Origin of the sequence: Nocardioides eburneiflavus, assembly GCF_004785795.1 — a bacterium.
Taxonomy (GTDB): Bacteria; Actinomycetota; Actinomycetes; order Propionibacteriales; family Nocardioidaceae; genus Nocardioides; species Nocardioides eburneiflavus.
The window spans coordinates 3,887,577-3,905,847 of sequence record NZ_SRRO01000001.1 but is presented as its reverse complement, the minus strand read 5'-3'; the positions used below and the strand labels follow the sequence as shown (position 1 = coordinate 3,905,847).

General features: G+C 71.6%; 19 protein-coding genes and 1 pseudogene. 9 read left to right on the top strand and 11 right to left on the bottom strand.

The genetic code is table 11. The features are described 5' to 3' along the window. Positions 1–12: 12 nt before the first annotated feature. From EXE59_RS25155 to EXE59_RS18285, 4 genes and pseudogenes are all read left to right on the top strand, one after another. A pseudogene (locus EXE59_RS25155) lies at positions 13–204 on the top strand (pyridoxamine 5'-phosphate oxidase family protein); the annotation flags it as partial. Between the two features lie 61 nt (positions 205–265). Further along, complete coding sequence (locus EXE59_RS24545) at positions 266–403, top strand: pyridoxamine 5'-phosphate oxidase family protein (protein ID WP_246056886.1); 138 nt, start codon at positions 266–268, stop codon at positions 401–403. A gap of 24 nt (positions 404–427) precedes the next feature. After that, positions 428–1,228 (top strand): SRPBCC family protein, encoded by an 801-nt coding sequence (locus EXE59_RS18290; RefSeq protein ID WP_135840181.1) that lies wholly within the window; start codon positions 428–430, stop codon positions 1,226–1,228. A gap of 9 nt (positions 1,229–1,237) precedes the next feature. Then, positions 1,238–1,876 carry a CG0192-related protein gene (locus EXE59_RS18285; RefSeq protein ID WP_135840180.1) on the top strand — a complete coding sequence of 213 codons (639 nt, stop codon included), beginning with the start codon at positions 1,238–1,240 and terminating at the stop codon, positions 1,874–1,876. Between the two features lie 12 nt (positions 1,877–1,888). On the opposite strand, the gene EXE59_RS18280 is transcribed toward EXE59_RS18285, so the two are convergent. Beyond that, on the bottom strand, positions 1,889–3,001 hold the full coding sequence (locus tag EXE59_RS18280; RefSeq protein WP_135840179.1) for a DNA glycosylase AlkZ-like family protein: 1,113 nt from the start codon (positions 2,999–3,001) through the stop codon (positions 1,889–1,891). Between the two features lie 198 nt (positions 3,002–3,199). Here EXE59_RS18280 and EXE59_RS23910 point away from each other — a divergent pair, with 198 nt between their 5' ends. After that, the gene (locus EXE59_RS23910) at positions 3,200–3,346 is read left to right on the top strand and encodes a hypothetical protein (RefSeq protein WP_165356004.1); all 147 of its coding nucleotides are present in this window, start codon (positions 3,200–3,202) and stop codon (positions 3,344–3,346) included. On the opposite strand, the gene EXE59_RS18275 is transcribed toward EXE59_RS23910, so the two are convergent. After that, positions 3,333–5,150 carry an alkaline phosphatase D family protein gene (locus EXE59_RS18275; protein ID WP_135840178.1) on the bottom strand — a complete coding sequence of 606 codons (1,818 nt, stop codon included), beginning with the start codon at positions 5,148–5,150 and terminating at the stop codon, positions 3,333–3,335. The two genes, EXE59_RS23910 and EXE59_RS18275, sit on opposite strands and share 14 nt — an antisense overlap. Continuing rightward, a complete protein-coding gene (locus EXE59_RS18270; protein WP_135840177.1) occupies positions 5,147–6,163 on the bottom strand; it encodes a zinc-dependent alcohol dehydrogenase family protein in 1,017 nt (338 codons plus the stop codon). The genes EXE59_RS18275 and EXE59_RS18270 overlap by 4 nt, the downstream gene beginning before the upstream one ends. 101 nt (positions 6,164–6,264) lie before the next feature. On the opposite strand from EXE59_RS18270, the gene EXE59_RS18265 reads away from it, so the two are divergent. Continuing rightward, positions 6,265–7,788 (top strand): helix-turn-helix domain-containing protein, encoded by a 1,524-nt coding sequence (locus EXE59_RS18265; RefSeq protein ID WP_135840176.1) that lies wholly within the window; start codon positions 6,265–6,267, stop codon positions 7,786–7,788. Positions 7,789–7,891: 103 nt separating this feature from the next. Here EXE59_RS18265 and EXE59_RS18260 read toward each other — a convergent pair whose 3' ends face one another. Continuing rightward, positions 7,892–8,143, bottom strand: a complete 252-nt coding sequence (locus EXE59_RS18260; RefSeq protein ID WP_246056884.1) for a TFIIB-type zinc ribbon-containing protein — start codon at positions 8,141–8,143, stop codon at positions 7,892–7,894. Positions 8,144–8,188: 45 nt separating this feature from the next. Here EXE59_RS18260 and EXE59_RS18255 point away from each other — a divergent pair, with 45 nt between their 5' ends. From EXE59_RS18255 to EXE59_RS18245, 3 genes are all read left to right on the top strand, one after another. Beyond that, entirely contained in the window at positions 8,189–9,013 is an 825-nt protein-coding gene (locus tag EXE59_RS18255) for a glycerophosphodiester phosphodiesterase family protein (RefSeq protein WP_135840174.1), read from the top strand. Continuing rightward, positions 9,010–10,383, top strand: coding sequence for an MFS transporter (locus EXE59_RS18250; protein WP_135840173.1), 1,374 nt, complete (start codon positions 9,010–9,012; stop codon positions 10,381–10,383). The genes EXE59_RS18255 and EXE59_RS18250 overlap by 4 nt, the downstream gene beginning before the upstream one ends. A 249-nt stretch (positions 10,384–10,632) precedes the next feature. After that, positions 10,633–11,013 (top strand): RNA polymerase-binding protein RbpA, encoded by a 381-nt coding sequence (locus tag EXE59_RS18245; RefSeq protein ID WP_135840172.1) that lies wholly within the window; start codon positions 10,633–10,635, stop codon positions 11,011–11,013. Positions 11,014–11,036: 23 nt separating this feature from the next. On the opposite strand, the gene EXE59_RS18240 is transcribed toward EXE59_RS18245, so the two are convergent. From EXE59_RS18240 to kdd, 7 genes are all read right to left on the bottom strand, one after another. Beyond that, positions 11,037–11,597 (bottom strand): FxsA family protein, encoded by a 561-nt coding sequence (locus EXE59_RS18240; RefSeq protein ID WP_135840171.1) that lies wholly within the window; start codon positions 11,595–11,597, stop codon positions 11,037–11,039. Further along, positions 11,594–12,346, bottom strand: a complete 753-nt coding sequence (locus tag EXE59_RS18235) for a polyprenol monophosphomannose synthase (RefSeq protein ID WP_246056882.1) — start codon at positions 12,344–12,346, stop codon at positions 11,594–11,596. Before EXE59_RS18235 ends, EXE59_RS18240 begins: the two co-directional genes overlap by 4 nt. Then, positions 12,343–13,899 (bottom strand): apolipoprotein N-acyltransferase, encoded by a 1,557-nt coding sequence (lnt, locus tag EXE59_RS18230; protein WP_135840170.1) that lies wholly within the window; start codon positions 13,897–13,899, stop codon positions 12,343–12,345. The genes EXE59_RS18235 and lnt overlap by 4 nt, the downstream gene beginning before the upstream one ends. Before the next feature lie 448 nt (positions 13,900–14,347). Next, complete coding sequence (gene kal, locus EXE59_RS18225; protein ID WP_135840169.1) at positions 14,348–14,740, bottom strand: 3-aminobutyryl-CoA ammonia lyase; 393 nt, start codon at positions 14,738–14,740, stop codon at positions 14,348–14,350. Then, complete coding sequence (gene kamE / locus EXE59_RS18220; protein WP_135840168.1) at positions 14,737–15,492, bottom strand: lysine 5,6-aminomutase subunit beta; 756 nt, start codon at positions 15,490–15,492, stop codon at positions 14,737–14,739. The genes kal and kamE overlap by 4 nt, the downstream gene beginning before the upstream one ends. Beyond that, the gene (gene kamD, locus EXE59_RS18215; protein WP_135840167.1) at positions 15,489–17,129 is read right to left on the bottom strand and encodes a lysine 5,6-aminomutase subunit alpha; all 1,641 of its coding nucleotides are present in this window, start codon (positions 17,127–17,129) and stop codon (positions 15,489–15,491) included. Before kamD ends, kamE begins: the two co-directional genes overlap by 4 nt. Beyond that, positions 17,129–18,196 carry an L-erythro-3,5-diaminohexanoate dehydrogenase gene (gene kdd / locus EXE59_RS18210; protein WP_135840166.1) on the bottom strand — a complete coding sequence of 356 codons (1,068 nt, stop codon included), beginning with the start codon at positions 18,194–18,196 and terminating at the stop codon, positions 17,129–17,131. Before kdd ends, kamD begins: the two co-directional genes overlap by 1 nt. Positions 18,197–18,271: the final 75 nt, after the last annotated feature.

Sequence of the window (18,271 nt, the reverse complement as noted above, 5' to 3'; positions counted from 1 at the left end):
GACCCGCGTGCCATGGTCGCGGGCATGACGACCCACGACGACCAGCTCGGCACCGTCGCCGAGATCATGAAGGACACCGACATCGCGATGCTGACCTACGTGTCGTTGCAGGGCGCGCTGGTCTCGACGCCGATGGGCACGCAGGACTTCGACGAGCCGGGGACGACGTGGTTCATCACCGAGCGCGACACCGACAAGGTGCGGGCGATCGAGGCCGACCCGCGCGTCAACGTGGCCTACTCCGGCAAGAGCGGCTGGGTCTCCCGTGCTGCTCGAGGTCGACGGTGCGACAGCGGAGTACTGGGAGTCCCCCGGCAAGGTCAAGGTCGCCCTCCAGCTCGCCAAGGGCCTGGTCGTCGACGCCGAGCCCGACCTGGGCGACAACGACACGGTCATCCTCTGAGCGGCTCGCAGAAGGAGGCCTGACGTGCTGGTCGAGGCGTACGGACCGGCCCACCCCGACGAGGTGTGGCGCCGGTTCACCGACCCGGTCGAGTGGCCCGTCTGGGCTCCGCAGGTCCGGGACGTCCAGACCGACACGGCGGTGCTGGCCGTGGGCACGACGGGACGCCTCCACGGGCCCGCGGGCGTCGCCGTGGACTTCCGCATCACCGACCTCGACGCCAGACTGCGGACGTGGGCGTGGGAGGTCGGCCGGGGCCCGGCCACGGTGCGGATGGACCACCACGTGCTGCCGGCTCCGGGTGGCGGCAGCCGGGCGCTGCTGCGGGTCCACCCGCCGGCGGCGAGCGTCGTGCAGCCCTATCGCATCCCGGCGGCGATCGCCCTGCGCCGGCTCGTCGGCTCCACGGGTGGCGCCGACACGACCCCTGAGGCGGTGCGGTCGTTCGACTTCGCGTTCGCCCCGTCGTACGCCCTCGCGGGGCGACCGTTCGGGATCCGGCCGGGCACCACGGCCGTCGAGGTCGGCCCGGGCTGGCTCTACGTCCGCTACGGCCCGTGGCGCCTGGCGACCCCGCGCGACAACGTCGCCTCGGCGGAGGTGACGGGTGGCTTCGCGTTCGTGAGGACCGCCGGCCCGCCGCACCTGTCGTTCAGCGACCGCGGCGTCTCGTTCACCACCAACGGCGACGCAGCGCTGTGCCTCGCCTTCCGTGAGCCCGTCCCCGCCATCGACCCCACCGCCACGATCACCCACCCCGGCGCGACGCTCTCGGTGAGCGACCCACGCGGGCTGGCCGAAGCGCTCGGGTTCGACGGGTCCTAGTCTCGGGACATGGGAATCGTCCACCGCGCCACGCTCACCCCGTCCAAGCAGGAGATCGTCGAGAGGTGGCTGCCGAGCCGCTCGTGGGCCGTCGGACGGACCATCGCCGAGAAGGTCGCGGAGTACCGCTACGACGATCCCGAGGGCGAGGTCGGCGTCGAGACCATCCTGTGGCGACTCGACGACGGCTCCGTCGTCCAGACGCCGCTGACCTACCGCGCCGAGCCCCTGGCCGGCGCGGAGGAGCACCTGATCACCACCACCGACCACTCCGTGCTCGGCGAGCGCTGGGTCTACGACGGCTGCGGTGACCCCGTCTGGGCCGCGACGCTGACCGCGGCGATCGTCGCCGGCGAGCGTCAGTCGCAGATGTTCCTCGTCGGCGACGACGGCGAGCGCATCGACGTGCCCGCCCGCATGCAGGTGCGCGGCAGCGGGCGCGAGGACGCGGCGCCCGTGGTCACCGCCATCGACGCCGTGACCGACGAGGTGTCCGCCGACGGCGCGGCCACCGTGGTGACCGCCGGGCCCGTGGAGATCGCCGTCGCCCGGATCGTGGGGACGCCGCTGGGAGACGGACCGCGCCTCACCGGGACGATCGGCGGCTCGGAGGAGACGCTCGACCTCGCCGTGCTGCGGAGCCTTTGAGCCGTTCGGCCGTCAGGGGCGTACGACCTCGAGCCCGAGCCACTGCCCCAGCGCCTCGACCTCGGACGCGACCCGCCGGCGACGCGCGGTCGACCAGTCGCCGTCCTCGTGGACGGCGTCGACGATGAGGACCCCGCCCTCGCGGTCCGCGGTGGCGTCCACCTTGCCGACGAGCTCGTCGCCGTCGAGCACGGGCATCGCCCAGTAGCCCCACCTGCGCTTGACCGCGGGCTTGTACATCTCCAGCTGGTAGTCGAAGCCGAAGACGTCCTCCATCCGCTTGCGGTCGAAGACGAGCCGGTCCAGCGGGGACAGCACCGCCGTACGCCCCTCGAAGTCCCCCAGGTCGGCGAGCCGGTCGGGGTCGACCCGCCACAGCCCGCGTACGCCCTCGATGCGGGCCGGCTCCCCGGTGTCGCGCACGTCGTGGCGCTCGTCCCAGGCCTCCAGGGCGCGCTGGCGGGCGATGCCGAGCGAGCGCAGGCGGCGTCCGGCCAGCACCCGGTGGGCCTCCTCAGCCGGTACGGCGGGGTCGCCGGGGTGGATCCGCTCGGCGAGGTCCCACCGCCGCTCGCGGCCCTCGCGCGAGGCGACCGCCACCTCACCTCGAGCCTCCAGGCACTCGAGGAGCTTCATGACGTTCTTGTCGTTGGTCCAGCCGGTCGATCGCCACGGCACCTCACAGCTGTCGGGCAGGTCCCGTGCCGGGGTCGGACCCTCGGACCGGAGAAGCGCCAGGACCTCCCGGCGACACCCGTCGTTGGCCGCGACCCAGTCGCGCAAGTCCTCCTGCCACTCCTTCAACGGCGGCTCACCGGGCCACGCGTCCATGTCCGCACGGAACAGGGCGATGTCCTCGCTGGGGCGCAGCATCGCCCTGAGCTCGACCAGCGCGCCGTTGCCCACCAGCTCCTCGAGGTGCTGCGGCTCGTACGAGCTCCCCAGCCGGGACCACAGAGCGAGGTCGGCATGCTGGGCGACCACCCGGGTCAGGTCGACCTGGAGGAACCCGAGGTGGCGCACCGTGTCCAGCACGTCGTCGGGGCGGTCCGCGGCCAGCAGCTGTGCGCGGACGGCGATGCGCCGCGCCTGCCGCGGCGAGAGCTCGTGCGGACGGGCGGCCATGGCGGTGATCCTAGGACGACGGACCGGGACCGGACGGACCACGCGCGGATGGCCCGAACGGGTCATTCCTGCCCCAGATCGGGCATTCCAGGGCGAGTTCCCGGCGAAGTCGCGTCATCCGGTGCGACCCTCGACGTCAAGGAAGCAACGGGTCGGCGCCGGCCGACCGACTGCTCGTGGCAGGAAGGAGGACGCCCCATGTGGGACACCGTCGAGACCAGCTCGGTCCACCTCTCGCACGACCTGCCGTGCACCGGGTGCGGACACGCGCTGCACACCTACCTGCCGTGCTCGGACACCTGCGACTGCGCGCGCGGCCGCGACCGCCTGCTCAGCGCTGTCTGACCCGGTCCTTGACCTTGTCGCGGTAGCGCCGCCGCAGTCCGCGGACCAGGCGCTCGCGCACCTTGTCGTGGGCCGGCGGACGGCCGTCCTCGTCGAGCTCGTAGCTGGCGACCTTGGCCAGCCGGGGGCGCTGGTGGTCGTCGATGACCTCGCCGGTCGCCCACCACATCTTCAGGCTGGGACCGTTGAGCCGCAGGAACGCCAGGTTGTTGTCGAACCACGGCCCCTCGGCGTACGTCCAGGCGAGCGGCGCGTCGGGCACGCGGGTCGACCTCGACGCGAGGCGCCCGACCGGGCCGGCGACGCCGTAGGAGAGCACCGCGGTCGCGAAGCGCATGTTGCGCGAGAGCGGGTTGCGGATGGGGGAGCAGACCGCCTGCAGGATCGTCGACTGCAGGCGCGGCCCGCCGTGCGCCGGGCGCGCCTCGCTGACGTAGCTGTGGTGGACGTCGCCCGACAGGAAGGTCACCGTCGAGGGGGCCTTCCCGCGCCGCCCCGCGGCCACCTCCATGGCCTGCCGCGCGACCTCCTGGAAGCTGTTCTGGAAGGCTCCCCAGTGCTCGAGGTCGACCACCTGGCGCAGCTTCTCCCCCAGCCTGCCGCCCCGATCGCCCCACGCTCCCTGGGCGAGCGCCTCGCTGAACGCCTCGAGGTGGTGCAGCCCGCGGGCCAGAAGGAACGGCAGCGACGTGCCGATCAGCAGGTGGTCGACGTCGCCGCGCAGCTGCTCGTCGAGCCAGGCCGCCTCGTCCGGGTCGAGCATCGCCCGGTTGTCGGGGTCGAGCTGCCGGGCCGCCCGCGAGTCGACGACCACCAGCCTGGCCTGGGTGTCGAAGTCGCGGGTGTAGCTCCAGCGGTAGGTCTGCGGCTGCTGGTCGACGCGGGCGGCGAAGGCGTCGAGGAGCGGGCCGAGGTCCTGCTCGTCGTGCCCCCGGTGCGCGCGCACCGCTTGGTAGACCTCGTCGTGCTCGCGCTCGGCCGGCGACATGTTGCCGAGGTGCTGGTAGACCCAGTAGGACGCCAGGCCGGCGACGATGCGCCCGTGCCACCACGACGTCGCCTCCATCTCGCGCCGCCAGTCGAGCGAGGTGTTCCAGTCGTCGCGGATGTCGTGGTCGTCGAAGATCATCGCGCTCGGCACGGTGGACAGCAGCCAGCGGTTGGCCGGGTCCGACCACGCCAGCCGGTAGAGGTGGGCGTACTCCTCGTAGTCCTGGAGCTCGGTCCACGGGGGCTGCTCGATGTCGCGGCGCGACTCGATGAACTCCTTCATCTCGGCGGTGGTCTCGTCGGCGTAGACCTGGTCGCCGAGGAACAGCACCAGGTCGGGGAGGCGGTCGGGTGCGAGGTCGGGGTCGTCGGGGTCGGCCGCGGCGACCTGGTCCGCCGTGCGCAGGGCCCAGGCCCGCAGCGCGTCGACGCCGTGGGTGCGGTTGCCCTCCTCGTCGTGGGTGAACGAGGTGCGGCAGGAGCCGAAGGCCATCCGCAGCGGCCGACCGGGCTCCAGCGTCGCGATCACGGGAGGGGGGAACGGCGAGCCGGTGGGAGGCCACACCTGCCCCTCGTCGATCGTGACCGTGTAGGGCTCGGTGGTGCCGGGTGCCAGGCCGTCGAGCTCGACGAGCGCGTAGTGGTGGTCGTGCACGGTGAACGTACGAGCGGTGGCCGAGGTGTCGCCACGGGTCACGGTGACGGTGGCCGGGTCCTCGGTCTCGACCCACACGGCGGCCGAGGTGTCGTCGACGTAGCGCAGCAGCGGGCCCAGGCGCAGCCGGCCCTCAGGTGCACCGTCCTGGCCGCTCATGGCTGGAGGAGGACCTTGATCGCGCGACGCTCGTCCATCGCGCGGTAGCCCTCGGCGGCCTCCGCCATCGGCAGCGTGAGGTCGAAGACCTTTCCGGGGTCGATCGCCCCCGACAGCACCCGCTCGAGCAGGTCGGGCAGGTAGTGGCGCACCGGCGCCATGCCGCCGGCGAGACCCACGTTCTTCTGGAACATCCGGCGCACCGGCAGCTCGACGCCGTGCGGCACGCCGACGAAGCCGACGGTGGAGCCCGGCCGGGCGATCGCGAAGGCGGTCTTCATCGCCTCGTCGGTGCCGACGCACTCGAGCACCGCGTCCGCGCCGATGCCGTCCGTGAGGTCCGCGATCCGCGCGCCGCCCTCCTTGCCGCGCTCGGCGACGACGTCCGTCGCGCCGAACGCGCGGGCGATCTCCTGGCGCGGCTCGTGGCGCGACATCGCGATGACACGCTCGGCGCCGAGCTGTGCGGCGGCGAGCACGCCGCACAGGCCCACGGCTCCGTCGCCGATCACGACGGCCGTGCCGCCCGGCTGGACGCCGGCGGCCACCGCCGCGTGCCAGCCGGTGGCCATGACGTCGGACAGTGCGAGGAGGGACGGGACCAAGGACGCGTCCGGCATCCCGTCGGTCTTGACCAGGCTGCCGTCGGCCTGGGTCACCCGGGCGTACTCCCCCTGCCCGCTGGAGGTGAAGCCCAGGTTGTCGCACACGGACTGGACGCCGGCCCGGCAGTGCGGGCAGGTGTTGTCGCAGTGGCAGAATGGCACGATGACGAAGTCGCCCGGCACGAAGTCCCGGACGTCGGGACCGACCTCCTCGATGACGCCCACGCACTCGTGGCCGATGGTCGCCCCTGCGTCGATGTCGTTGGCGCCGCGGTAGGGCCAGAGGTCCGAGCCGCAGATGCAGCCGGCCACGACCTTGACGATCGCGTCCGTGGGCTCCTCGATGCGGGGGTCCGGCACGTCCTCGAAGCGGATGTCGCCGGGGGCGTGGATGGTGGTTGCGCGCATGCTCGGATCCTGCCACGCGCCGGGTGACCCGGGCGGCCGGTCGACACCCCTGGGAAGGGCCCCGAATGGCTTTATCTCATATCTGAGATACCTTAGGCGTCATGGCTGACTACAAGGGTCGCATCGGCAACCTCATCCGCGACGCCCGCAAGCACCGCGGGCTCACCCAGCACCAGCTCGCCGAGCTGCTCGGCACGAGCCAGAGCGCCATCAACCGCATCGAGAAGGGCCACCAGAACCTCTCCCTGGAGATGCTCGCCCGCATCGGCGCCGCCCTCGACTCCGAGATCGTCGCGCTGGGCGCCGGTCCGACGCACCTGCGCGTCGACGGACCCACCACCCTCTCCGGCTCGATCGACGTCAAGACCTCCAAGAACGCCGGCGTCGCGCTGCTGTGCGCCTCGCTGCTCAACAAGGGCCGTACGACGCTGCGCAAGGTCGCGCGCATCGAGGAGGTCAACCGCCTGCTCGAGGTGCTCAACTCCCTCGGCGTGGCCACCCGCTGGCTCAACGAGGACAACGACCTCGAGATCGTCCCGCCGGCCGACCTCAACCTCGCTGCCATCGACGAGGCCGCTGCGCGCCGTACCCGCTCGGTGATCATGTTCCTGGGCCCGCTCCTGCACCGCTACGACGAGTTCGAGCTCCCCTACGCCGGCGGCTGCAACCTCGGCGAGCGGACCGTGGAGCCGCACATGTCGGCGCTGCGTCCGTTCGGCCTCGACGTCAAGGCCACCGACGGCGCCTACCACGCGAGCGTCAACCGGGCCATCGAGCCGGAGCGTCCGATCGTGCTCACCGAGCGCGGGGACACCGTCACCGAGAACGCCCTCATGGCCGCCGCGCTGCACCCGGGCACCACGGTGATCCGCAACGCCTCGTCCAACTACATGGTCCAGGACCTCTGCTTCTACCTCCGCAAGCTCGGCGTCGACGTCGAGGGCATCGGCACCACCACGCTCCGGGTGACCGGCCGCGCCTCCATCGACGTGGACGTCGACTACGCGCCGTCCGAGGACCCCATCGAGGCGATGTCGCTCCTCGCGGCCGCCATCGTCACCCGGTCGTCGATCGTCATCCGCCGCGCACCGATCGAGTTCCTCGAGATCGAGCTCGCCACCCTGGAGGAGATGGGCTTCCGCTACGACCGCTCGGAGGAGTACGTCGCCCTCAACGGCGAGACCCGCCTGGTCGACATCACCACGCACCCCTCTGACCTGCGGGCGCCGCTCGACAAGATCCACCCGATGCCGTTCCCCGGCCTCAACATCGACAACCTGCCGTTCTTCGCGGTCATCGCGGCCGTGGCCGAGGGGCAGACCCTGCTGCACGACTGGGTCTACGAGAACCGCGCGATCTACCTCACCGAGCTCAACAAGCTCGGCGCGCAGGTCAAGCTCCTCGACCCGCACCGCGTGCTCGTCGAGGGCCCGACCCACTTCTCCGGTGCCGAGATCGTCTGCCCGCCGGCGCTGCGCCCGGCGGTCGTGCTGCTCATCGCGATGCTCGCTTCGAAGGGTCGCAGTGTGCTGCGCTCGACCTACGTCATCCACCGTGGCTACGAGGACCTCGCCGAGCGGCTCAACGAGCTCGGCGCCAACATCGAGACGTTCAGGGACATCTGAGACGGGCAGCCGGCGCCGCCTCGAGATCTCACGTCACCGGACAGATGGTGTCGAGGCTCGTCGCTGGCGCTCCTCGCACATCGACCAGCGAGGGGCGGGCTGCTCAACCAAACAGCGTCTCGACCCACGCCCGCGAGACCTTGCCGATGTTCGGCGGGGCCGTCATGTCGGCGGTGATCCTCGGCAGCGGAGCCGTGTGCTGGCCGGCGTTGCGGTGCCAGTCGTTCTCCGCCTCGATCAGCAGGCCCAGGTCGGCGCGCGCCAGGAACACTCCATGCCCGTCAGGACACTGGCTCACCGTCGCCTCGCCGAGGGTCTTCTCGTCCATCTCGACGCCACATCGGGGACACGTCATGCTCTCCATCCCCAGACGGTACCGCTGCACCCCATACTTCTCCCCGTGAACTCACCGGCCCCTTCCAGATCGGCCTACCTCGACTCGCCCCGTCCGCTGGCCTTCGCGCACCGCGGCGGGGCGTACCACCCCGAGATCGAGGGTCTCGAGAACACCCTGGCGGCCTTCGCGCACGCCGTGGACCTCGGCTACACCTACCTCGAGACCGACGTCCACGTCACCAGCGACGGCGTCCTGCTGGCCTTCCACGACACGGTGCTCGACCGGGTCACCGACCGCACCGGCCGGATCAGCGACACGACCTACGCCGAGGTGCAGCAAGCGCTGATCGGCGGCCGCGAGCGGGTGCCGACGCTGGCGGAGCTCTTCGACGCGTTCCCGGACGCACGCTTCAACATCGACCTGAAGTCCGCGGGCGCCGTCGAGGCGCTCGCGGCCTTCGTCGAGGAGCGCGACGCCTGGGGCCGGTTGCTGGTCGGCTCGTTCTCCGCCCGGCGGATGACGGCCTTCCGCCGGCGTACGCGGGGCCGGGTCGCCACGTCGGCGCACCCGCTGGAGGTCGCTGCGTTCGTCCTCTCCCCCAGTGCCCGGCTCGCCCGGTGGCTCACCCGCGGGCGACCGGTGGCGCTGCAGGTCCCGCACCGCCAGGGCCGACTGCTGGTGGCGTCGGCCGGGCTCGTACGGCGCGCGCGTGCGGCCGGCGTGCAGGTGCACGTGTGGACGATCGACGACCCGATCGAGATGAACACCCTCCTCGACCGTGGTGTCGACGGCATCATGACTGATCGCACGGACATACTCAGGGACGTGCTCCGCGCCCGCGGACAGTGGAACGGCCCCGCGGAGGGCCGCATGGAGGGTGAGGCATGAGCAACGACCGCGTCGTGACGGGTGGCGGCATCGCCGACCTCGAGCCGTTGGCGCAGGCCCGGGAGCAGAAGGCCTGGTACTGGTACGACTGGGCCAACAGCGCCTACACCACGACGATCGGCACCGTCTTCTTCGGTCCCTACTTCATCAGCCTCGCCGAGAACGCGGTCGGCGGCGAGGACGGGCGCTTCGAGCTCGGCGGGCTGTCGCTCCCGCCAGACTCCCTGTTCTTCTGGCTGATCACGGTCTCGACCATCCTCTCCGCCCTCATCCTGCCGCCGCTGGGCGCGTACGCCGACCGCGTGGCCAACAAGAAGCGGCTGCTGGCGACGCTGGCGTGGACGGGTGCATTCTTCGCCTCGCTCATCTTCTTCGCCACCGGGGACAACTGGCTCCTCGCAGCCGTCGGCATCGTCTTCGGCAACCTGTTCTTCGGTGCTGCCGGGGTGGTCAACGACTCGATCCTGCCCCTGATCTCCGACGAGGACGACCGCGATCGCGTGTCGTCGCGCGGCTGGGCCTTCGGCTACCTCGGTGGCGGGCTGCTGCTGGTGATCAACCTCGGTGTCTACCTCGGGCACGAGTCGCTCGGCCTCGACGAGGGCCTCGCCGCACGGCTGTGCATGCTGTCCGCCGCCGCATGGTGGGCGGGGTTCACGCTGATCCCGTTCCTCAAGCTCCGCAACCACCCGCCCGTCGACGTCGAGCACGTCGAGGGCAACGCGCTGCGGCGCAGCTTCGGCCAGCTCGCGGCCACCCTGCGCGACCTGCGCAACTACCCGATGGCCCTCACCTTCCTGGTCGCCTACCTGTTCTTCAACGACGGCATCCAGACCGTGATCGCCTCGGCGTCGGTCTTCGGCTCGGAGGAGCTGGGCCACTCGCAGACCATCCTGATCGCCACCATCCTGATGGTCCAGTTCGTCGCGTTCGGCGGCGCGCTGCTCTTCGGACGCCTCGCCGGTCGGTTCGGCGCCAAGCGCTCGATCCTCGTCGGCCTCGCGATCTGGTGCGTCATCGTGACCGTCGCGCTGTTCCTGCCTGCCGGCAACGTGCCGTTCTTCCTCGTCCTCGGTGCCGCGATCGGCATCGTCCTCGGCGGCACCCAGGCGCTCGCCCGCTCCTACTTCTCGCTGCTCATCCCGCGGGGCAAGGAGGCCGAGTACTTCAGCTTCTACCACGCGATGGACCGCGGGACGTCCTGGTTCGGCACGGCGACCTTCGGCATCGTGCTGGCGGTCACCGACTCCTACCGGCCGGCGATCTTCGCGCTCATCGCCTTCTTCGTCATCGGCGGGCTGCTGCTGACCCGCGTCGACACCGAGCGCGGGATCCGCGAGGCCGGGAACGACGTCCCGGCGGTCATCTGAGGCCGTGCCCTGCCTCCTCCTCGGCAAGCTCCACCCCTGGGGGTGAAGTTCGTCTCGCCTGAGCGTGACGGATCCGCCCACGAAGCCGCGGAATTGCGACGTCCCCGCTACCGTTGAAGGCTGTAGAAGATCCGGTGCACACGAACCGCGTCGTCACGAGCGGCGTCACAGACCATGGTCTGGCTCGTTGCACTGGTAGGACCCGAACACAACACTACGGGTGTCAGCAACCCAATGGAGGTGGGCACGGTGGCGGAGCGCACACTGCGTGGCGCGAGGCTCGGCGGCCAGAGTTTCGAGGACGAGCGCGGCATCGAGTTCGCAGCACGTCAGCAGGTCGGATACCGGTGCAAGCAGGGGCACGACTTCGAGGTCACGATGTCGGTCGAGGCCGACATCCCGGCCGTGTGGGAGTGCCCGCGCTGTGGCGCCGAGGCCCTGAGCACGGCGGGGATCCTCCCCGAGCAGAAGGTCGAGAAGCCGGCCCGCACGCACTGGGACATGCTCCTGGAGCGTCGCTCGGAGAAGGAGCTCGAGGACATCCTCAAGGAGCGCCTCGAGCTGCTGCGCGGGGGCGAGATCGGTCCCGCGCACCTGCACCGCGCCAACAAGAAGAAGCGCGTCAGCTGAGCCGTCGGCTCAGCCGAGACGCGTCACTCGACGACGTCGCCCCGGACCACCGGGCCTCCGGGCCCGGGGCCGGGGCGTCCGTCATTTCCGGGTCGCCCTCCGGGCTGTCCACCCGGCCGCCCGAAGCCGGGACCGAACGGGCCGCCGAAGCCGGGGCCGAAGCCGGGCGCGGCCACGAGCCGACGCTCGACCACCGTGGTGAGCAGCCGCCGGGCCACCGGGCGCGTGAACGGCAGGATCAGCAGGATGCCGGCGACGTCGAGGACGAAGCCCGGGCTCAGCATGAGCGTGCCGCCGATGAGGATGAGCGCGCCGTCGGCGATCTCGCGGGCAGGCATCCGGCCGTTCTGGAGCGCGGCGCGCAGCGCCTGCCACGCGCGCCCGCCCTCGCGCTTGATGAGCCAGGCCCCGACCATGCTGTCGAGCACGAGGAGCACGATCGTCCACCACGGTCCCACCAGCTGGCCGACCTGGAGGATCACCCAGATCTCGGCCAGCGGCACCACCACGAACGCGGCGGCGAGGAGGGGACGCAGCCAGCGCCTGCGGCGCGGACCCGTACGGGGCGCGGCGGGGTGCGTCATGACCGCCACCAGCGCCGTCGCAGCTGGGCGCGCCGCTCGCTCAGGCCCCAGCGGGTGATCTTCCGCAGCGACTCGCGGGCGACCTGGCCGCTCATCTTGGAGTCGCCGCGCTCGCGCTCGACGAAGTCGATCGGCACCTCGGCGAGCCGGAGCCCGCGGCTGAGCGTGCGGTAGGCCAGGTCGGTCTGGAACACGTACCCAGTAGACCTCACCGACCCAAGGTCGATCGCCTCCAGGGTCGTGCGCCGGAACAGGCGGAAGCCGGCCGTCGCGTCCGACACCTGGATCCCGAGGAGCAGCCGGACGTACAGGTTGCCGCCCCGCGACAGCAGCAGGCGCGGGAGCGGCCAGTTGACCACCGAGCCGCCGGGGACGTAGCGGGAGCCGATGACCAGGTCGGCGGTCCGCAGCGCGTCGAGGAGGCGCTCGAGCTGTTCGGGCTGGTGCGAGCCGTCGGCGTCCATCTCCCCGATGACGTCGTAGCCCGCACGGAGCGCGACGTCGAAGCCGTGGAGGTAGGCAGCGCCCAGCCCGGCCTTCTCGGTCCGGTGCACGACGCTGATCGCCGGGTCCGCCGCGGCGAGCCCGTCGGCGAGGTCGCCGGTGCCGTCGGGGCTGTTGTCGTCCACGACCATCACGTCGACGCCGGGCTGGGCCTGCCGCAGCCGTGCGAGGATCCACTCGAGGTTGTCGGCCTCGTTGTAGGTCGGGATGACCATGACGCATCGGCCGAGTCCGTCGACACTCACGCGGGTCCTCCTCGCTCCAGTGGCTCCACGGGGTGGAGGGGTGGGTCGTCGTTGCCGCTGCCCGACCGTCGACGACGATAGGTGACGACGACGGCCGCGGTGTGCAGGACCAGGAAGAGCAGCGCGAGACGCGCGGGCCAGACCCCGAGGCGTACGGCCGGGGTGGTCGTGGTGCTCAGCCCCACGGTCTCCACGAGCACCTCCTGGGTGCGGGCGGGCGCCGAGGCGACCACGGTGCCGTCCGGTCGCACGACCCCTGAGACGCCGTTGATCGCCGCGACCACGACCCAGCGGCCGGTCTCCAGCGCGCGCAGCCGGCTGATCTCGAACTGCTGGGCGACCTGCCCGGTCCGGCTGAACATCGCGTTGCTGGTCTGCACCGTGACGAGCTCGGCGCCGCGGGCGACCTGTCCGACGAGGCCGTCGTCGTAGGCCACGTCGAAGCAGATGGCGTCGGCCACGAGGTGCTCCCCCACCCGGATCGGCTCCAGGCTGGTGCCGCGGACCATGTCGCGCGGCACCTCGGTCAGCCGGCCATAGGTCGACGGCATCCAGCTGCTGCCGCGGAAGGGGATGTACTCGCCGTAGGGCACCGGGTTGCGCTTGGTGTAGCGGTCGCCACTGCCGAGGCCCGGCTGGTAGACGATGCCCTGGTTGAGCACCTGCGTGTCGTCGAGCGGGTTGCTGTTGGTGCCGCCGACGAGGATCGGCACCCCGATCGCATCGGACGCCGCGACGATGCCGGCGTTGATCGCGGTGTCGAGGAAGGGATCGACGGCGGTGGAGTTCTCCGGCCAGACCACGAAGTCGGGTCGCGGCCGCTCCCCCGCCGCGACCTCGGTGGCCAGGTCGCGGGTGAGTCGCACGTGGTTGGCGGTCACCTCCCGGTGCACGGCCGGCACGTTGAGCCCGGTGCCCGGGACGTCGCCCTGCACGGCGGCGACCGTCGCGGAGCCGGTGCGCTCGAGCGGGTACGGGGCCAGCGCGGGCGCCAGCGTCACGACGGCGAGCCCGGCCAGCGCCGCGTACGTCGTGCGGGTGGGCGAGCGCACCTCGAGCAGCAGCCAGGCGAGCACCGTGCCGGTCAGCGCGACGAGGAGGCTGGCGCCGGTCATCCCGATCCACGGGATCGCGTCGGCCCACGGGGTGTCGGCGGTGGCGAACACGAGGCGGCCGAAGGGCATGCCGCTGAACGGGAAGCCGCTGCGCAGGGTCTCGATGCCCACCCACCAGAGTGCTGCGGGGACCGGCCAGGCCCGCACGCGCGTGCTCCACGACAGGCCGATGCCGAGGGGGACGAAGAACGCCGACTCCATCGCGCACATGGCGAGCCACGCATCGGTGCCGACGGCACGCATCCACACCATGACGGCGTAGATGAAGGCGATGCCGAACAGCAGGCTGGGCAGCCAGGCGTGTCGAGGTCGCAGGCCGCGCACGGAGATCACCAGGGCCGCGACGGCCGGCGGCATCACCCAGGAGTGCCCCACCGGCTCGAAGGCCGCCGCGAGCACGAGGCCGCCGACGACGGCGAGGAGGCAGCGCAGCGGCACGCAGAGAACCTAGCCGACGGCCCGGCGGCGGAGGCCGGAGGAGGGCCGGTGGAGGGCCCGGCGCCTGCAGCGGAGCGGGAGGAACGAGGGGGCTTCGGACCAACGCGCGCCCGACTGGCTGACGAGCACGCGAAGTTGTCTAAGGCCCCGAGGTTCCTCCCGCATCCAGCCCCCGCGGGGCACCGTCGACGGGTCGGCGGACGGTGGGAAGCGCTGGCTTCGCGTACCCCACGTTCGTCTCCCCTCTGCCGAAAGTGCCACCCGCGAGCTGCACAGGCGGACCGTGGAACGATCCCTCCCGGCCCGGGGAGTGTCAACACGCGCCTGACCTGCACTAACGCGCGTTTTCGCAGGTCAACGCACTGGTGCTGCGACGAAACTCGTCAGACAAATCTGAGTGCTCGCGGCGTGTCGCAGCAGGACACGCCGACGGCCGGCCCCCGGGGCGTCAGGGACGGGGAGGTACGACGACGGTGCCGGTGGCGGTGGTGGCCACGACCGGTGGGTCGAGCACCTCCGCCGCGCCGGGCGCGTCGGGGGTCGGCGCACCCCTGCCGACCACGTGGACGGCGAAGTCCATCACCCGGCTGCGGGTGCCCTCCCGGACCAGCGTCGCGGTGATCTCGAGGACGTCGCCGGCACGCACCGGGGCCTTGAACTGGACATCGGAGTAGGACGCGAACAACCCCTCGTCCCCGTCGAGCACGATGCACATCTCGGTCGCCACGTCACCGAACAGGCCGAGGCTGTACGCCCCGTCGACGAGGTTGCCGGCGTAGTGGGCATGGGAGTAGGGCACGTAGCGCCGGTGGGTGATCACCGTTCCGGTGCGGTCGCTCATGAGGCCTGCTCCTTGCTCGTCGGGCGGGCACCGGCCAGCCGGTGCACGATGAAGGACGCGACCTCGCCGGGCGTGGTGCCGCGGCTGAAGACGCGGTCCACGCCGAGCTCCTCGGCCATCGTCTCGTCGAACCGCGGACCTCCGACGACCAGGAGGGGGCGCTTCGCTGTGGGGTACGCCTCGCGGAACGCCGCGGACATCTCGCGCGTGTTGAGCAGGTGGGCGTCGCGCTGCGTGACGACCTGGGAGACGAGGACGGCGTCGGCCTTCTCCTCCCGCGCCGCCTCGACCAGCTGCGGGACGGACACCTGGGCCCCGAGGTTCACGACCTTGAGCTCGCGGTAGTACTCCAGGCCCTTCTCCCCCGCGAAGCCCTTGATGTTGAGGATCGCGTCGATGCCCACCGTGTGCGCGTCGGTGCCGATGCAGCCGCCCACGACGACGAGCCGGCGGCGCAGCGACCGCTTGATCGCGGCGTTGGCCTCCTTGGGCGTCAGCAGCGGGTAGTCGCGCTCGACGACCTCGACCGTGCTCGGGTCGACGAGGTGGTTGACCCGGCCGTAGACGACGAAGAACGTGAAGCCCTCCCCCATCGGCTTGGCGTGCACGACGAGTGCCGGGTCCATGCCCATCTTGTTGGCGAGCTGGACCGCGGCGCCCTCGGCGACCTTGGAGTGCTCGATCGGCAGCGTGAACGACAGCTGCACCATGCCGTCGCCGGTGGTGTCGCCGTAGGGACGGATCAAGCTCATCGTGCTGCTCCTCGGTTTCGAGACGCTCGATGAGCTCGCTCCTCGACCAGCGGAGACTCGAGGATCTCGGTCGCCGGGTTGTAGTAGTCGCCGGCCTTCCTCGCGACGCCGTCGAGGCCCTTGCCCTTGTCGGCGGGGCGCTTCATCAGGCCGAACGTGCCGTCGGCGATCGCGGCGAGCAGGGGCGGGTCGCCGGCTGCGTCGGAGTCGTCCTTGATCTCCTGCAGCAGGCCGATGGCCTCGCCGAGCACCTCGCGGGCGCGGGTGGCGATGAAGCCGTCGGGTGAGGGATGGAAGTCCTCGTGCAGGTTGCCGGCGGCGTTCATGACGTACCGGACGTTCTCCAGGGCGAGGTCGCGGTCGGAGATCCAGGGAGTGACGACGGCCTCCGTCATCATGCCGACGAGCAGGATGCCCTGGCCGGTCATCGCTCCGACGAGGTTGAAGAACCCGTCGAGGAGGTAGCCCTTGAAGATGTCGCCGGTCATGTGACGCGTCGGCGGCATCCACTTGAGCGGCGCGTCGGGGAAGAGCTCGCGCGCGAGCATCGCGTGGGCGAGCTCGAGGCGGAACGAGTCGGGCACCTCGGGGTCGATCTCGAAGGCGTGGCCGAGCCCGAGCTGCCAGTCCTCGAGCCCGGCCTCCTTGGCGAAGTACTCGTTGAGCAGCTGGCTCGTCGTGACCGTGTGCGCCGCCTCGACCGCGTCGGCGGTCGTGAGGTAGTTGTCCTCGCCGGTGTTGATGATGATCCCGGCGCGGGCGTGCACCTGGCGGCTGAAGCGCTGGTCGACGAAGGTGCGGATCGGATTGATGTCGCGGAAGAGGATCCCGTACATCGAGTCGTTGAGCATCATGTCGAGGCGCTCGAGGCCGGCCAGGGCTGCGATCTCGGGCATGCACAGGCCGGAGGCGTAGTTGGTGAGCCGCACGTAGCGGCCGAGCTCCCTCGACGTCTCGTCGAGCGCAGCCCGCATGAGGCGGAAGTTCTCCTGGGTGGCGTACGTGCCGGCGAAGCCCTCACGGGTCGCGCCCTCGGGCACGAAGTCGAGCAGCGACTGTCCGGTCGAGCGGATCACCGCGATCACGTCAGCGCCCTCACGGGCCGCGGCCTGCGCCTGCGGGATGTCCTCGTGGATGTCTCCGGTGGCGACGATGAGGTAGATCCACGGCTTGCTCGGCGCGTCGCCGACCTTGGCGATCATCCGCTCGCGCGCGGTGCGCTGGCGGTCGATCTGCTTGATGCCGGCCCCCACGGCCTTGCGGGAGGCGGCGCGGGCGCGCGTCACGTCCTTGCCCTCGGGGACCCGGAAGGTCACCGACCCGGCCGCGGCCTTCTGCGCCAAGGCCAGCAGGTCGTCGCCCTCGCCGCGGACGAGCGCGTCCCACACGGGGAGGCTGACGCCGTGCTCGAGGCCCACGTCGGCGCGGACGACGTCGGCGAGCCGGTTGACCCACGGCGTGCCGTCGGGGTCCGCTCCACCGAGACCGGCGAGGCGGAGGGTCGCGCGCTCCACGGACACGGTGGTGTGCCGCTGGGCGAGGTCGACGATCGGCCTGCCCACCTGGCGCGCCAGCGTGCGCGCCCGGCGTACATCGGCGGCGTCGATGCCGAGCTGGCTGGCATTCCGGCGCGCCATCACAGTCTCCGCTCGAACAGGCTGCGGACGCCGGCGTCGGCACGCAGCAGCTCCATCGCGTAGGCCGCGTGGCCGGGGACGTAGCCGTTGCCGACGAGCATCCGCACGTCGGCGGCCAGTCCCTCGGCACCGAGGGCCGCCGCGCTGAAGCTGGTGGCCATGGAGAAGAAGATGACGGTGCCGCCCTCGGCGGTCGCCAGGATCGCGCCGCCCTCGCAGCCGGGGACGTCCACGCACACGACCGTCAGGTCGGCCGGACCGCCGGCCTCGGTCACCGCGTCGCGCAGTGCGATCGGGTCGCGGGCGTCGGCGATGGTCACGGCGTCCGCGATACCCGCCGCCGTGAGGAGGTCGTGCTCGTCCAGCCGGGGCACGACCCCGATCGTGCGCGCGGCGCCCGCCGAACGGGCGGCGGCGAGGCTCAGGGAACCGGACTTGCCCGCTCCCCCGACGACCGCGACGACCGGCGCGTGCCCGCGGGCGGCGTACTCCTCCACGACGCGCCGGGTGAGCGCAGGGGCGCCGCAGACGTCCATCACGCTCAGCGAGAGTGCCGGGTCGAGGTCGTCGGGGATGACCGCGGCGATCGAGCGGCCGAACAGCACGGCGTAGCCGTCGCACGGGACCTGCTCGCTGTGGCCGTCCCAGCCGGCGAGGCCGTCCTCGATCACGAGCGGGGTGAGGGTCAGGCTGACGAGGGTCGCGACCCGGTCGCCCACGGACAGGCCCAGCGGTGACTCCGGGCCGACCTCCTCGACGGTGCCGACGAGCATGCCGCCGGACCCGGTCACCGGGTTCTGCATCTTGCCGCGCGTGGCGACGATGTCGAGGACCTCGGCGCGTACGGCATCGGTGTCGGTCTCGCCGTACTTCGTGTGGGTGCGCTCGAGCTGGCGGAACGACGCCGCGTCGAGGTTGAGCCGCTCGACGCGGATCCGGACCTCGTCGGGCCACAGCTCGGCGCGGGTGTCGAGCCGCTGGGCCGCCTGCGGCAGCACGCCGCCGTCGTCGAGGACGCGGTGCAGGCCGGTCGGATCACCGCTGCGGACGTCCGTCGGGGTAGTCAATTCGGGTCATCCTTCTTGTTCAACGCATCGTGACCGGAAATCTTGCGGCTCGCCATTGGACTGGCCGCACGTTCT